Origin of the sequence: Butyrivibrio sp. FC2001 (assembly GCF_000424125.1) — a bacterium.
GTDB lineage: Bacteria > Bacillota > Clostridia > Lachnospirales > Lachnospiraceae > Butyrivibrio.
Window position 1 is genome coordinate 68437 of record NZ_AUJH01000011.1, and the last position, 15802, is coordinate 84238.

Below are 15802 nucleotides of genomic sequence, written 5' to 3' on the forward strand. Positions count from 1 at the left end.
GATTATAGAGGTAAGAGAAAATTGATTCTTAAATTCAACATTTTTCTGGAACTGGCGGTGATACCGCTGGACTTCATATTGTGTGTGTTCTTCCTTATGCGCTATAAGGATGACACCAGAGTAAACAGGGAGTTCAAGCTCCTTTCTTTGCTTGTGCTTTTTGGAACAGTTCTTGATGTGGTAAACGCGGTATCTATCAGCCTTGGAAGTGCGGTTCCGCTGATTCCGAGATATGCCCTGAATACGCTTAATTATGTGTCCGCTACCCTTGGTGCTTATCAGTTTGTGCGCTATGTTATTTCCTACGTCGGAGAGCAGTATAGCAGGACAACGGGAGCGTTTATCAACAGGGTTCTTCTGGGAATATATTTCCTTATCATTTTACAAAATATCTTTTTCGGAACTGTCTTTTCATATCTTCCTGAGGGAAATCTTGTGATAGGACCCTTGTACATGCTGGTTGTCTATGCCTATCCACTGTACTACATCATGTGCGGCGGAGTTTTTATCCTAAGTCACAGCGAAAGCTATGCCAGAAAAATGAAATATGCCCTGGCTGCAACATTTGCTTTCGTGGTACTTCTCTATGGCGTTCAGATGTTTTTCTATCAGAATCTTCTTGTAACATTCTTTGTGGCATCACTTGCGTTGCTTGTTATGTTCCTTACACTGGAAACACCGGACTATGCTAAGCTCCGAAGGACCTTGGAGGAGCTGTCTGTGTCCAAAAGAGAGCTTGAGGCATCAAGTATAAGGGCGACAGAGGCAAGCCATGCTAAGTCAAGATTTCTTGCGCAGATGTCCAATGATATCAGAACTCCTGTAAATGCCATAATGGGTTATTCCAATCTGATTCTGGCAGATACAGAGGAGGAGGCTACGAAGGAATATACAAGGCGTGTGAAAATTTCCGCAAAGCGCCTTCTGACTTTCTTTGAGAACGTTCTTAATTATATTTCAGAGGAGACTGATGAAAACGGTCCAAGACGCCTGCCTTCTATGGCGGAGCTTATTGAGCGAATCGATGAAAATGAATTCATTGATGGTGACGCTACATCTAACAGGACAGAAATCAGCGGTGCTTCAGAGATGAGGATTCTTGTGGTGGATGATACTGCCATGAATCTGGATATTATGGTGAGAATGCTGACACCTATGGGATTTACCGTCGATACAGCAGCAAACGGGCAGCAGGCGGTCATCCAGGTCAGAAAGTTCAGATATGACCTCATTTTCATGGATCATCTGATGCCTGTCATGGACGGCGTGGAAGCGCTTAAGCACTTAAGGGAAGAGCATCTTTGTGATAATACTCCTGTAATTATGCTGACTGCCAACGCTATTGCCGGGCAGGATGAGGAGTATTTAAGCAAGGGCTTTGCAGCGTATCTTGCAAAGCCATTTACAGAGGATATGGTGCTGGATATCCTGAAGCAGTTTTTATCAGGAAAAGGCGAGATACTAAGTGGAGAGATGGACCTTTCAGTATGGGAGAATTTTCAGGAGAAGCTGCCCATGGTCAGAGTCGCAAAGCCAAGAGAATACTTGCTGCATGATATAAAGCTTTATAAAAAGCTCCTGGAAGTTTATTCGAAGGAGGATAAGAGTTCGGAGCTTTCAGCTGCCATAAGACAGGGGAACTATGATGAGAGTCTTGCCCTGATAAGATCCGAGCATGATAAGGCACAGCTCATTGGAGCAGAGAATCTTGTGAAAATGACTGAGAAGCTTGAAGCACTTTGCAGGAAAAAGGAGTTTGAGCTTCTCCGCGAGAGAATAGGAGCTTTTGTATCAGAGAGAAACGAGCTGGCCAGTGCCGTAAGTGAGAGACTGTAGGTGAATCGAATTGAGTAAACAGATATTAGTTATTGATGATTCCGAAACTGAGAGACTATTTATCTCAGAGCTTGCAAGGAAAATAGAGGATGTAAGCTGCGATGTCGCGGCGAATTTTTCAGAGGCTAAGGACAGGCTTTCAGAGAAAAGCTATGACCTTGTCCTTGTTGATGCATATATGCCTGAAGGAACGGGAGATAGTCTGTGGAACGAAATCCTGGAGCGGAATCCGGATGAAGATACCAAGCCTCACGCTGTAATTATGGGGCGAGAATCAGACTTTGAGGATGGATATCTTCTGAAAAACGGATTTGCCAATTTTATTGAAAAGCCTGTCGGGTTCAATATGCTAAAGGCTGCTATTTCATTGTATGCATAGCAGCATCTTGCCAGACAGGATGGTAGCGAAACACGAGGGGGAAAAGAATGTTTCTTCATAATCTTTCATTCGGTTTGTCTGCGGTTTTGTATGACTTACTGATATGTATGTTTCTTACAATAACATATACAGATTCTTCCCAGACCACGAAGGCCTTTAGAAAATTTGCCTATTGTCTTATGGCTGCCACGGCTATAGATACGATGACTGCAGCTGCAGAGATGTATTCAACAATGGTTCCTGTTGCGGGACATTACGTTATGCATTCAGTGAATATCCTGTCCGCAACAGTAGCTGCTAATTCCTACGCTGAGTATATCGTAGCATGCGCAAAGGTTGATATAAAGGATACACTTTTGTACAAGATCAATCTGGCTGTCATTATTATCCAGTGTTTTATGATGGTGCAGAATGCTTATACTGGAAATGTTTTTGTCTGCATGGAGGATGGAACCTATGTTACAGGCATGATGTTCCTTGCGTGCTCGCTTCTTCTTCCCTGCTATTATATTCTTCTGGCTACCGGCTTTGTGGTGGTAAACAGGAAGAACTATACACTGCTGCAGCTATTTAGCATTGCTGTGGCGACTATCATGGTAATAGCTATCTACATGCTTCAGATGCTGTGGCTTAAGAATGTTGTACTTATATTCTTTGCTGCATCTGTAGCACTTCTTATTTTGTTATTCACACTGGAGACTCCAGATTATCACAGACTTGAGAAGACGATCGGTAAGCTTGAGATTGCGGAGAAAAAGGCCTACGAAGCAAGAAAAAAGGCAGAGAAGGCAAACGAAGCAAAAAGTGAATTTCTGTCTCAGATGTCCCATGAGATAAGAACTCCCATCAATTCGATTTTGGGATTTGATAACCTTATTCTGGAAAACACAAAGGAAGCCAGAGTAGCTGAGTATGCTTCGAAGATAAAAGGAGCAGGAGAAACTCTGCTGGCATTTTTCAATAATCTTCTCAATCTTATTGCGCAGAATCCGGGAGAGGATGTGGATGTCAGTCAGATGTTTGACTATTCCGCACTTCTTAATACGGATATCGATGAAACCATCGTTCCGATAATGCCTAAGGCGCAGGTACTTGTGGTGGATGATAATTCAATGAATGTGGATCTTCTTCTGAAGATTCTGAATAAAACAGAGGCCCAGATCGATACGGCCGTGGATGGACAGAAGGCTCTGATGAAGCTTAGGAAAAAGACCTACGACCTTGTGGTTATGGATCACATGATGCCCATAATGGACGGCGTTGAGACTCTTAGCATCATGCGCGTTGAGCGTCTTAGTAAGGATGCTCCTGTTATCATGCTCACGGCAGGTGGACTTAGAGGAGATGAAGAGAGATTTAAGGAGCTCGGTTTTGATGCATATCTGACAAAGCCTGTAGTTGCAGATAAGCTGTACAGTCTTCTTATTGATCTGATGCCCTCTAATCTTATAGAGCAGAGAGCTTCTCTGGAACATCTTTTTTACATGGAAAAGAGCAGGAACGCAGAGGAAGAAAAAGAAGCTTCTGCGTATAATATACCGGTCAGCGTGGAGTCTGCAAATGTGAATATAGCAGATATTTTTCCGGAGCTTAATGTGGAAAATGGTATGGGCTTCTGTATGGGAGATGAAGAGTTTTACATCTCTCAGATTGAGATGTTTGCAGAGAGCGGAAAAGGCGCTGAACTTACGAAATTTCTGGCTAATGAGGATTTTGATGCATATCTTATTTCTGTTCATTCTTTGAAGAGCACAGCTAAGACGATAGGCGCGGATAAGCTTTCAGAGGAAGCGCTTCTTCTTGAGAATGCCATAAAGGAAGGTAAGCTTGAGGTAGTAAGGGAGGGACATCCTGCCCTCAACGAGCATTTTAATAAGCTAAGCGAAGAACTTCTGAAGGGAGTAAAAAGATATAGTGATGGCGGAGCTGCTCAGGACGGCGCATCGCATGAATATCAGGGAGAGCTGGCTGCAGCAGGGCTTTCTGCACAGATTCTCCTTGCGCTTGCCAATATTGTTGATTCCAGGGATGTAAATAACCCCGGAAGATCCATGCGAGTAGCCAGATATTCTTCTGAGATAGCAAGAAGACTTGGGAAAAGTGAAAATGAGCAGCAAAGCATTTATTATATGGGACTTGTACATGATATAGGTAAGCTTGTTATTCCTGAGAAAATTCTTAGAAAGCCTGACAGCCTAACAGATGACGAGGCTGAGATTGTAAGGCAGCATCCCATAATCGGTTATGAGATTCTGAGAAACATATCCGAGATGCCAGGGCTTGCTACCGGTGCCAGATGGCACCATGAGCGCTATGACGGAACAGGATATCCTGACGGACTTGCTGGGGAAGAAATTCCGATTGAGGCCAGGATCATAGGTATTGCGGACGCTTATGATGCCATGACTTCTGAGAGACCTTATGCGTCTGTTATGCCACCCTTGAGCATAAAACAAGAGCTGGAGAAAAACCGCTCAAAGCAGTTCGACCCGGCTCTTGTAGATATTCTTATTGCAATGATTGACGAAGCTTAAAAATCCTTCATGGCGTATTCGGCAAGCATTCTGTTTGCTTCTCTGACGCTCTCTCTTCTGATGTGGACAGTATCACCGTCCTTCATCTGGAAGATCTGAAGATCCTTGTCCATGCATTTTACATGGGCCAGATTTACCAGATAACTCTGGTGGCATCTCATAAAAGAGTCATCAGGGGTCTGGGCTTCGATGTCATCCAGTTTTCCTGTTAGCTGAAGTGTGGCTCCGTTAGCCATGTGAATATACAAAGTGTGAGCACTCTGCTCGACATAGCATATCTTTTCATAAGAAAAGGTCATGTCCTTGCCGCCTATTCTGACGGAAACTCCACCCTGTGCGCCCTTCATCTGAGCTGCGAGCTGTAAGACTTCGCCTACTTCAACTGGATCAAAGGGCTTCATCAGATATCGGATAACTCTGTTTTTGTACCCCTCCATGGCGTGATCCTGACTGGAGGTCGCAAAAACAATAGGAACAGATGCGTCGATGCTTCGTATCTTGGAGGTCGCATCTATACCGCCCATACCGGGCATGAGAATATCCATAAATATGAGATCATAGATACCGGGGCGGAAAGAACTAAGGAATTCCTCGCCGGATGAAAAAAGATTGATTTCTGTTCCGGGACGACTCTTGTCAATGATAAACTGAAGCTGACGTCTTTGAGTCATCTCGTCGTCACATATAGCGACTTTAATTGTGTCTGAACTAGCCATTGCTTCACCCCTCACGAAAAACAAAGCTTCATTTAATTAAGTTAAATATATAATATCATAAAAATATAGAATTTTGATAGTTTTTAACATAAATATTACGTTTGTCAAGTACGAAATATGAATAAAATAGTTCAAAATCCGTAAACATTCTAAAGGTTCGAGCCGATATAATATATATGTAACTTTATGTTCGGAAGTCCGTAAATTATTATTTTTGGACGGAAGGTGATGGGGAGATATGAAACTATACAGTTTGGGCTACAGAGTAATCACATGCCTGTGCACTTTTTTTGCCATGCTTGTGATTGTTCTGTCCCCTTGCTGCGGTATGAAAACAGAGGCACAATTGACATACCGCAACAGGGTGATTTTTACAGCGCCGAGTGCTGAGAAGATATTTGATGGCACTCCGCTAACTGAACAGATCGATGTGACAGCACAGGGATTGCCAGAGGGCTTTACCTATAAAGCTGTTGCGGAAGGAAGCGTGACTTATCCGGAGGATAATTCCGAGAATAATAATATTGTGACTGACTATGCCATTTTTGATCCCAGTGGATTAAACGTGACAGAGAAGTTTGTTAATGTTGAGCTCAGACCGGGCACACTTAAAATTAGTGAGAAGGAAGAGGTTTTGGGCGCTAAGCGAGGTAAAGACGGCAAAGAGATAGTCGAACAAGTAGTCATCGAAGAAAAAGATGAATCCAATGTTGGAAAAACAGTACAAATTGATGATGAAAAAACGGCAAAATCTGATAAAATAAAAAAGAATGATACTTCAGTAGAACTTATCCTTTACAGTGTTTTAGTATTAATTATGCTTGCTGTTTTTGTTATATTCATGATGGATAGCAACAAAATGAGGGAAAAATGAAATCTATTCAGGAAAAAATAACCTTGCTAACGACAATAGCCATTCTCATTGTTGCTGGTATTGTTGGAGGGACATCAATATTCACGCTTAGTCAGGCGGGCGATTTTTATTCTGCACAGATACTTAATCTAACCTGCCAGACAGAAGCTAATGCGATTGACAGAAGCCTTCTTGATACGGAGGAGGCTGTTAATATTCTTGCTGACTATGCAGTCGAGCGTCTTTTTTCTGTGGAAAAGCTTGCAAATGATGATGCTTACAGAGATAGCTACACAGTGCAGCTTACCAATCTTTTTGCAAATATAGCAGAGAATGTTCCGGGAACAGTTTCATATTATGTTCGTTATAATCCGGAGATAATGCCGGGAGACAGTGGCCTTTTCTATAGAAGAGATGACCTTGAAGCTGACTTTTATTATGAACAGCCGGCAGACATCAGTGCCTATGAGTCTGATGATATGGAGCATGTGGGCTGGTGGTATGTGCCTGTTCATAATGGAGAGCCGACCTGGATGGATCCTTATTACAATGCGCTTGTAGATAAGAAACTTATATCCTACATTGTTCCTTTATATGAAAATGGTGTGCTTTTTGGTATCGCAGGAATGGATATAGACTTTCGCGATATGGAGAACCGCGTGGAAGCAATAAAATGCTATGATACCGGATACGCCTGCCTTGCTAACGAAGAGGGTGCTGTATTTTATAATCCGAATTTTGATGCCGGAGTTACCATGGATGAGATGGATATGACCGGTATTTTATCATTCGAGAGTGAAAGTAATGGTGTAGAGCCTTTGTCCTATACTCTCAGCGGACTTCATAAGATGCTGGCCTACAAAACCTTGTCTAATGACATGAGACTTCTTATAACAGCACCGACAAGTGAGATTATGTACATGAGTAACAGGCTCATGAAAAGAATCATAGTTTCAACTATTATAGTACTTCTTATGTTCTTCTTCCTTACTATATTAGTAAGTCGAAGAATTACTGATCCGCTAAAGAGACTTGCTCATGTAGCAAGAGAGATCAATGACGGTAAGTTGGAAGTCACTTTCCCTAAGGAAACCAAGGATGAGGTCGGAGATCTGACCCATGCCATGGAGAAGATGGTACATCATCTCAAACATCACATAGATGATCTGAATTCACTCGCATATCATGATTCTCTCACGGGAGTGAAGAATAAGACGGCTTATGATGATGCTGCGTCAAAGCTTGATATGCAGGAAGGCGAGAAGGAATACGGCATAGTAGTATTCGATGCCAACAATCTTAAAAAGATCAATGATACATATGGACATGAGCGCGGCAATATATATCTTCAAAATGCATGCCGCCTCACCTGTAGAATATTTAAGGGGAGTCCGGTATTCAGAATCGGTGGAGATGAATTTGTAGTAATCCTTCAGGGTGATGACTACGACAATTGTTATAAGCTTCTAAGAGATTTCGATGTTGAAGCTGAACGGCATAATCTCGAAACAGAGAATGAGTGGGAAAAGATAAACATCGCAAAGGGAATGGTGAAGTACGATCCCGAAACTGATTCGAATGTTGAGTCTGTTTTCAAACGGGCAGATGCAAGAATGTATGTTGCCAAGCAGAAAATGAAGCTGGCCGAGATGGGATGATAACATATTGGAAAAGCTTTTGAAGATACTGAGGACTGTGGAGAAATCCATGGTCCTTTTTATATGTAATAAATGTTTGATCGGCCATCAGACAATCACATATAAAAAGCATAAAACAAAAAGTTTGTCAAGTACGAAATATGAAGGGATTTGTTCAAATTCCGTAGATTAACACAATGTCTTCTTTTGTATAATGTAAGGTATAAACTTGTAGTTACTATTTATATTTCATGAAGGGGGAAAATCATATATGCGCAAGAACATCGCAAGAAAACTTGCTATGCTTCTGGCACTTGTGGTACTTGTAACGACCTGTGGGTCAGATTACAACAGTATCTCAGTTCGTGCTACCTCAGAAGAAGCAATCACCGATTCAGAGAAGCAAGTTAATTCCACAGAAGATAATGATTATAGCTCACTCTTCACCGAGGACATTGGTGATGAGCAGCCTGCAGAGACAGAAGATGTTTCTGAGGAACCGGCTGTAGAAGAAACTGCGCCGGAAGAATATGTTGAACCAGAAGCTCCTGCAGAGGAGCCTCAGGAAGTGGTTCAGGAGGAGACTACAGAGGAAACTCCTGCAGAAGAAGCAGCTCCCGCTGAAGAAAATGCAGATGCTCCCGCTGAGGAAGCAGCTCCTGCAGATGAAGCTCCTGCAGATGAAGCTCCTGCAGATGAAGCTCCGGCACAGGAGACTCCCGAAGAAGTTCCTGCAGAGACACCTGCAGAAACAGTTGAAACTCCTGCAGAGGTTAGAAACGTAACTGTTACTTATACAGCTACTAAGGGCGGTAAGGTTTCAAGAGATTCTGAAACCATTGATCTCAACGTTGAAGGTGCAGCATTTGAGGGTGCTACAGCTACAGCAAGAAGCGATAAGTATGAGTTCGTAAACTGGACAGATGCTGAAGGAAACGAAGTATCATCTGAGGCTACTTTCGTTCCTGCAAATATCGAAGCAGATGCAACATTCACAGCTAACTTTAAAGCTGCTGAGAATATTGCTGATGATATGCCTGCGCTTTCAGTAACTGATGTACACGCAGGTGGTTTGATCGTGTCTATAAGTGCTGAAGAGGGTGTATTCCCTAAGGATACAGAAGTATCCATTACAGGCATTTCAGATGATCAGGCTATCGCTACTGCACAGGGCAAGCTGGGCGAAGATGTAAAGGCAGCTAAGGGTGTTGATATTACCTTTAATTATGAAGGTAAGGAAATTCAGCCTGCTGATGACAGATATGTTCATGTAAGTCTTGTACTTGATGAAGCTATCGATGCGGAGGACGTTAAAGTACTTCATGATCATGAAGGCGAAGTAGACACAATTGATGCTACTTTAAAAGAAAATGCAGATGGTGATGTAGAGAGCGCAGAGTTTAATTCTAATGAATTCTCTATTTATATTGTTGCGGGTACAGATAAAGAGAAACGTCTCCGTGTTCAGTTCTATAACGGCACAAATAAGATAGCAGAAATGCTGGTTAAGCAGACAGACACTGAGAATGATAACACTTACAAGACGGTTCTGTATGATCCCGGTATAGGAACAATTAACGATGATGTAACCTTTAGAGGATGGACACTTGATAAGGAATATAAGAGCGATTCAGTTTCATACTCTATTGACGAAGTAAGAGAGTATGTTAAGGGAATACTTCCACCTGCTAAGGATGCAGATGAAGCGGATGCAGAACCTGTTACTTTCTATGCAATGTTCTTAAAACAGTACAGGGTGAACTATGTTGATACTCATGGAGTATCTCTTGGTGAGCATTTTGTTAATATAACAGAAAATGCTACAGGAGCTGACCTTGAACAGGAATATACTGTTAATATGGGCTACACTCCTGAAGATAACCATCATGATTTTCAGGGATGGTTTGTCATTGCTGGCCAGGACAACATTGTTACCATGAATGGTGCACCTTACGTTTATGATAAGGATACTGCCCTTGCTAATGAAACTGAACTGGTTATAAAAGGTGATGTAACCTTCTCCGTAAATGCCAGAGCCGGTAACTGGCTTGTTTTTGAGCAGAACGGAAAAGGTGCTACGTATGTTGCACCTCAGTTTATCTATGAATATGATGCTGATGAATCAAAAACACTAACAAAGGATCCTGAAAGTGACCTTGGCATCGTAATGCAGAGAAAGGGCTACACTTTTAAGGGATGGTTTGAGGCTGAGCGAATAGAAGAATACGAGTCAGATGGACAGACTCTGGAGAGGGTAATCCTGAAAGATACTAAATTTGAATTTGGACATACTCTGACTGATAACGTAACAGTTTATGCTAAATGGGAAGCTGATGCTACTGCTCCTTATACTATTATGGTATATAAAGAGGATAATGGCAAAAAGGAATTCGTAACATCATTTGTTGGAACAGGTGAGGTTGGAAAGTCCATAAAGGATACTGCTATAACAGAAGAATCACTTAATGATCTGAGACTTGCAAAATTAGGAACAGATATCGATATAGCAGCTGGTAAGACAAGAACAATCGGTAGTAAACAGCATGTAGTAAATGGTGAAGTATCAGATGCGTTTACCGGATTTACCTATGTTGAATCAAAAACCGAGGACGGAGAAATTACTGCTGAGGGTGATGGTGTTGCAAAAATAGTTTTTGTACCCATGCATTATAACTTCAGATTGTATGTATCCAAACAAGTTGGTGATGTATTAAAAGGTTCCAAAACCGGTCTGAAAATAGATGGAGATGATGATTTCCGTGGTGACTGGGCACAAAAGCTTAATAAACAGACTACGATTGATGGAGCAGAGCCTGCTCAGGATGGTGATTATTATTACTTTACGATAAGTGCTGATTATGGTCATCCTATTTCATGGCCTACATATGCAAGTATTTCAAGTAGCCCTGGTTTCGTTAGCTGGATACTTATGAGATATGCCAAGGCTTATACCGGTAAGGACAAAGGTCAGAATACAATTAAGGGCGATATCGGAATAATGGATGAGCAGATCCTCGGAGATTTGTCCCATGCAGATGGTAACTATGCTACCGCAAGATATCAGGATAACGTTTATAACTGGAAGTACCATATTTTTAAGCAGGATTCCATAACCGGTCTGTATGAAGAAGATGTGGATGCTCTGGTAATATCAAAATCAGCGCAGAATGGTAAAGATTCTCAGCACAACCCGCCTGTTGAAGGATATGTGCTTGACCATGAGGAGTTTTTAGGTTCTACACAGGTAGAGGAAGATGGCAAAACTGTTGTATATTATGAGATAAATTACTACTACAACCCTTTGGAATACACGATCAGCTTCATGGATGGTAACTATGTAAATAGTGATAATGTTAGCGTACAGAACAGAAGCGGTCATCCTTTAAAAACTGTTGAGAAAGTAAAATATAAATCTCAATTGAAGGATTATTATTATGAGCCTACACTTCCTGATGGACAGGAGGGATATTTATTTGAAGGCTGGTATTCTGATGAGGGATGTACTCATCCTTATGATTTTAACGCTGAAACCTCAATAATGCCTATGGGTGGAGTTACAGTATATGCAAAATGGAGAAGGATTGAATATCGTGTATTCCTTCATCCTAATGCAGGAACTGCGGCTGACTCACCGGATTTATCCTGGGGTAGTGATAATCAGGCAATGTGTTTCAAGGTAGCTTATGGTGAAAAGATAAGTGCTCCTACAGGAACAGGCAGACCTGGATTCGAATTTGTTGGATGGTTTAGAGATCCTGGCTGCACACAGCCATTTAATGCTTCAGCCTATGCACTCCATGACTCCAATACAGTAGAATATGATAAAACAGAATTCACCGATGAAATGGATAAGTGGGGCAACGGTGCTACTTTTAACAAGGATGCTCAGGAAAACCGTTGGTGGGTTACCAGAAAGCTTGATATTTACGCAAAGTGGAGACATGTTGTAGACGGTGCTCCTGGAATCAATGTAGTATACAGCTCAATTGATCCTGACATCGATGGAAAAGGTCATTCCGGTGGCGAAAGCATTACTCCTCCGGTTGATAGTAAATTATATGTAGATGCTGCTGATGCATATGCTATGCCTGCATCCAAGGCTCCTGAGGGATATGAGTTTGGATATTGGGTAATGCAGAAGTGGAATGATACAAAAAAGGAATATGAGGATGTTACGGTAGATGGAAAAATTACGCCCATCAATCCGGGTACTACATATCAGATTCTTGTAACTAATGCCAGAAAGGAGGAGGATGGCGTAGAAGAGGTTCCTGATGGAAATGGAGGAACTACAACCAAACAGAAATATAAATATACCATTCAGCTTCGTGCAGAGTATGTAAAACCCGATGAAGCAACACCTACATACATTCCCTGGTATGAGAATGATGGAACTGAGGCATTCCAGGTAGATGTAGTTGAAGATGGCAAGAACAAGCTTGGCATAAATGAGGCAGTTAATATTCAGCCAAGACCCCAAAATGCAGTTGGTAAGGATGATTATGACTTCCTTGGATGGGCTAAAGTAAAGATGGGTGAAAGCGAAGCAGAGGCAAAAGCTTTCATGGAAGGAAGCGCAAACTGGACACAGAATCTTACAGCTGCTGATTTCCTATATTACAATGAGGCTGATAACAAGTTCTATGCTGATGCCGGATTTTCAAGCGAAGCAAAACTGGTTGCAGCTGACGAAGCTATGCCTTATCAGGCACTGTTTGCTGTTTGGAAGAAGAAGACTACACAGTATATTATCAACTACTACAAGGATAAGGTTACAAGTGATAACCTGGTAGGTACCAGTGATCCGGTTACAAATATCGAAGTTGGTACAGAAATCACCCTGACAGATAAGGATGTCTTAAATAAATTTAAGACAGATGAAGCACTTGGTGAAAGTGCAACTTACTTCGAGGATGGTGTTCAGCAGGAACCTGTGCCTTATATCCTTAAAGTAGAAAAAGATGATTACAAGAATATTATCGATGTTCTCTATGTTCGTAAGAGTACATCCTACACAATTGAGTATTACAAGGGTAAGGAGCTTAGCACTGCGACACATATTGGAGATGAAGAAAGTAGTGGTAATGCCGGTACTACTATTGAAGAGAGCGACATTGATCTGGATGCCAAGAAACCTATAAACGGTTACAAGTCAGGTGAATGGAAAGAACCTACAATTGATGGAGCCAATAAACTTGTCTTAGATGTTGACACAAGTAAAAATGTCATAAAGGTTCTGTACACACCTATTCATGTAAAGGTATCAATTTTAGGTAAGCAGGCAATAACCCAGTATAATGGTTTGGAGCAGTCTACTGACAACATAGAGGTAGATGGTTTCACAAAGGGATACAAGGTTGTATCCATTGAAGCTGAAACGGGTTATACGCACAGTATTACTGAAGACCAGATTGCTCTTGCAGAAGGTGCTAAAGCTGAGGCTCATGGAACAGAGGTTAATGATAGTAATAACACGGAATATCCTAAGCATTATCCGATGGGACTTCATGGAACACCTGGTGAGAGTGATACATTCACATGTAGCTTTGTATGTAACAATGCGGATTATGAGGATGTAGAGTTCGTGCTGGTTGAAGACGGCTATCTTAAGATCACACCTGTTGAAGATGAAATAATTGTTACAATTCAGGGTAAACAGGTTGAGACCATGTATAACGGTGAAGAACAGAATACAAACATGTTCCCGAAGGATGGCTTCGATGAAGGTAAGGGATACAGAGTTGTTTCTATTAAGTATGCAGATGGTAGTAATGTAGTAGGAGCTTCTGCAGATGATGTAGCTCTTGTAACTGATGGAACAGACGTAGCAAAAGGTACAGAAGCAAATACACCGGATAATACAGAATATCCTGAGCACTATCCGATGGGACTTCATGGAACACCTGCTGAGACAGATACCTTTGATTGTAGCTTCACCTGGACAAATTACAGATTTACAAATGTAAGCTATGTTGTTGAAGATGGTTGGCTTAAGATTAATCCTTCTGACGAGCTGATTGTTGTAACTATTACAGGTAATAATGACAGCGTTTATTACAATGGTAAAGATCAGTCAGTAAAGGGCTATACAGTAGATTCCATTACAAAGGATGGCGAAGCATTCACTAAGATAACTGCTGACGACATTGCTCTTGTTACAGAAGATACTGATGTGGCTACAGGAAAAGATGTTAAACGTAATGCTACAACTAAGGCTATCGAGAGTTACATGATGAACCTTCATGGAACCCCTGGTGAGGCAGATACCTTTGAATGTAGCTTCAAGTGCACAAACTCTGGTTATAAAAATGTTACTTTTGTTGTCCATGATGGATATATCACTATCAATCCTCTTGAGTTAAAGGTTGAGGTTATTGGTAACAGAGGTGAAGAATTCTATGATGGAAGTGAAAAGCAGGTAACAGGTTATACGCTTAATGTTTTATCCGGAGCTAGTAACGAGGGTGCAGTGAGCGATGGTTCTGCAATGCCTGATGCAAAGGACTTCTTTGATGAGAAGAAAGTTGTATTTACAGGTGAAGATGTGGCAAAGGGAATATATCCTGATACATATCCTATGAACCTTGCGGTAGATCAGTTCAGCTACGACGATCCTAACATCGATGTGACCTTTGAGGTTATTGATGGACAGCTTGTGATCAAGGATTTGCCAGAAGGCAATAAGCTTCATGTCATCGCTCGTACTCCTGATAAGATAGAGATGTACAGTGGTAAGACATGGGTAGGATCAGACTTTGATTACTCAGTTGAAGGAAAAGCTGCTACGACTAATCCTTTAGCTAGGGCACTTAAGTTATTGGGAAGCTTTATTGGAATCGATGCTCATGCGGCAGATGGTGGCAAGAAAATTACAATTAACAATCTGAACTACTATGTATCCGGACTTAGAGTTGAAGTAAAGGCAAGATCTGTTGGTAAATATGTTCTTGATATTGTCAATGAAAACTTTAAGGTAGTTGATGAAAGCGGTAAAGATGTAACTAATCAGTTTGACGATCCTGAAATTATTGTTGGAACGCTTACTATTACACCTAAGCCAATTGAAATTACATCAGCATCAGCAGAGAAGAAATATGACGGAAAGCCGCTTACAAAGCATTCTGCAAAAGAAAATACTGAATGGGGAATCGGTGATGAAGTTAAATATAAATTCACCGGAAGCCAGACTGAAGTAGGAAAGAGCAAGAATAAGTTTAAGGCAAAGCCTGCAAATGACCTGACAGATTTTAACAATTATATAATTACATATAATTATGGAACTCTTAAGGTTACAAATAATACAAACTCAAATAACAATAATGATAACAACCAGGATAATGGTGGAACACCTTCAAATGATGGTGGTAATGTACTTGGCGCAAAACGACCTGCTGATGGCCCTGCAGTTCTTGGAGCAAAGAGAGGCACCGGTGATGGACCTGCAGTCCTTGGCGCTAGACGCGGAGGAACAGATGACAGCACTGATACATCAAGAGTAATCGTTCTTCTTATCGCAGCCGGAGCAGTTGCAACACTACTTGCAACAGGCAAAAAGCGCAGAAGTCACGAAGAATAAAAGAACTTCATAAGCTCTAAAACTTTTAGGAGCCCTGTCGGAAACGGCAGGGCTTCTTAATACTAATTTACATATATACAAATACTGATATAGAAATAATTCAGGCAAGTACATTGCCTGCCAATAAGGGCTCTGCACATGTTGTAGAAAAGCTTGGCTTTTCACTGGTAGTAAGGAATTCTGATGAAGATTGGGGGTATGGCTCACCTACTCCAACAGATAAATGGATAATATAAATTGAGATATTAGTCTTGCATGTTTTGCGATATGG

The 15802-nt window shown here is 41.5% G+C and carries 7 protein-coding genes; 6 read left to right on the forward strand and 1 reads right to left on the reverse strand.

Annotated elements, in window-relative coordinates; genetic code table 11:
* Positions 1-21: 21 nt before the first annotated feature.
* Genes G601_RS0105300 through G601_RS24715 form a run of 3 tightly spaced genes read left to right on the forward strand, consistent with a single transcriptional unit; the run spans position 22 to position 4749 of the window.
* Complete coding sequence (locus G601_RS0105300) at positions 22-1836, forward strand: ATP-binding response regulator (RefSeq protein ID WP_026664722.1); 1815 nt, start codon at positions 22-24, stop codon at positions 1834-1836.
* A gap of 10 nt (positions 1837-1846) precedes the next feature.
* Positions 1847-2215: a response regulator gene (locus tag G601_RS24710; protein WP_051205613.1), complete on the forward strand. Its 369-nt coding sequence runs from the start codon at positions 1847-1849 to the stop codon at positions 2213-2215.
* 47 nt (positions 2216-2262) lie between these two features.
* Entirely contained in the window at positions 2263-4749 is a 2487-nt protein-coding gene (locus G601_RS24715) for an HD domain-containing phosphohydrolase (RefSeq protein WP_051205615.1), read from the forward strand.
* Here the strand turns inward: G601_RS24715 and G601_RS0105315 are convergent.
* The gene (locus G601_RS0105315; RefSeq protein WP_026491720.1) at positions 4746-5465 is read right to left on the reverse strand and encodes a LytR/AlgR family response regulator transcription factor; all 720 of its coding nucleotides are present in this window, start codon (positions 5463-5465) and stop codon (positions 4746-4748) included. The two genes, G601_RS24715 and G601_RS0105315, sit on opposite strands and share 4 nt — an antisense overlap.
* A gap of 328 nt (positions 5466-5793) precedes the next feature.
* Here G601_RS0105315 and G601_RS0105320 point away from each other — a divergent pair, with 328 nt between their 5' ends.
* The 3 genes from G601_RS0105320 (at position 5794) to G601_RS0105330 (ending at position 15531) form a co-directional block, all read left to right on the forward strand.
* Entirely contained in the window at positions 5794-6339 is a 546-nt protein-coding gene (locus G601_RS0105320; protein WP_155834470.1) for a hypothetical protein, read from the forward strand.
* Positions 6336-7976 carry a diguanylate cyclase gene (locus G601_RS0105325; protein WP_026664724.1) on the forward strand — a complete coding sequence of 547 codons (1641 nt, stop codon included), beginning with the start codon at positions 6336-6338 and terminating at the stop codon, positions 7974-7976. The genes G601_RS0105320 and G601_RS0105325 overlap by 4 nt, the downstream gene beginning before the upstream one ends.
* A gap of 250 nt (positions 7977-8226) precedes the next feature.
* Positions 8227-15531: an InlB B-repeat-containing protein gene (locus tag G601_RS0105330; RefSeq protein ID WP_026664725.1), complete on the forward strand. Its 7305-nt coding sequence runs from the start codon at positions 8227-8229 to the stop codon at positions 15529-15531.
* Positions 15532-15802 lie beyond the last annotated feature (271 nt).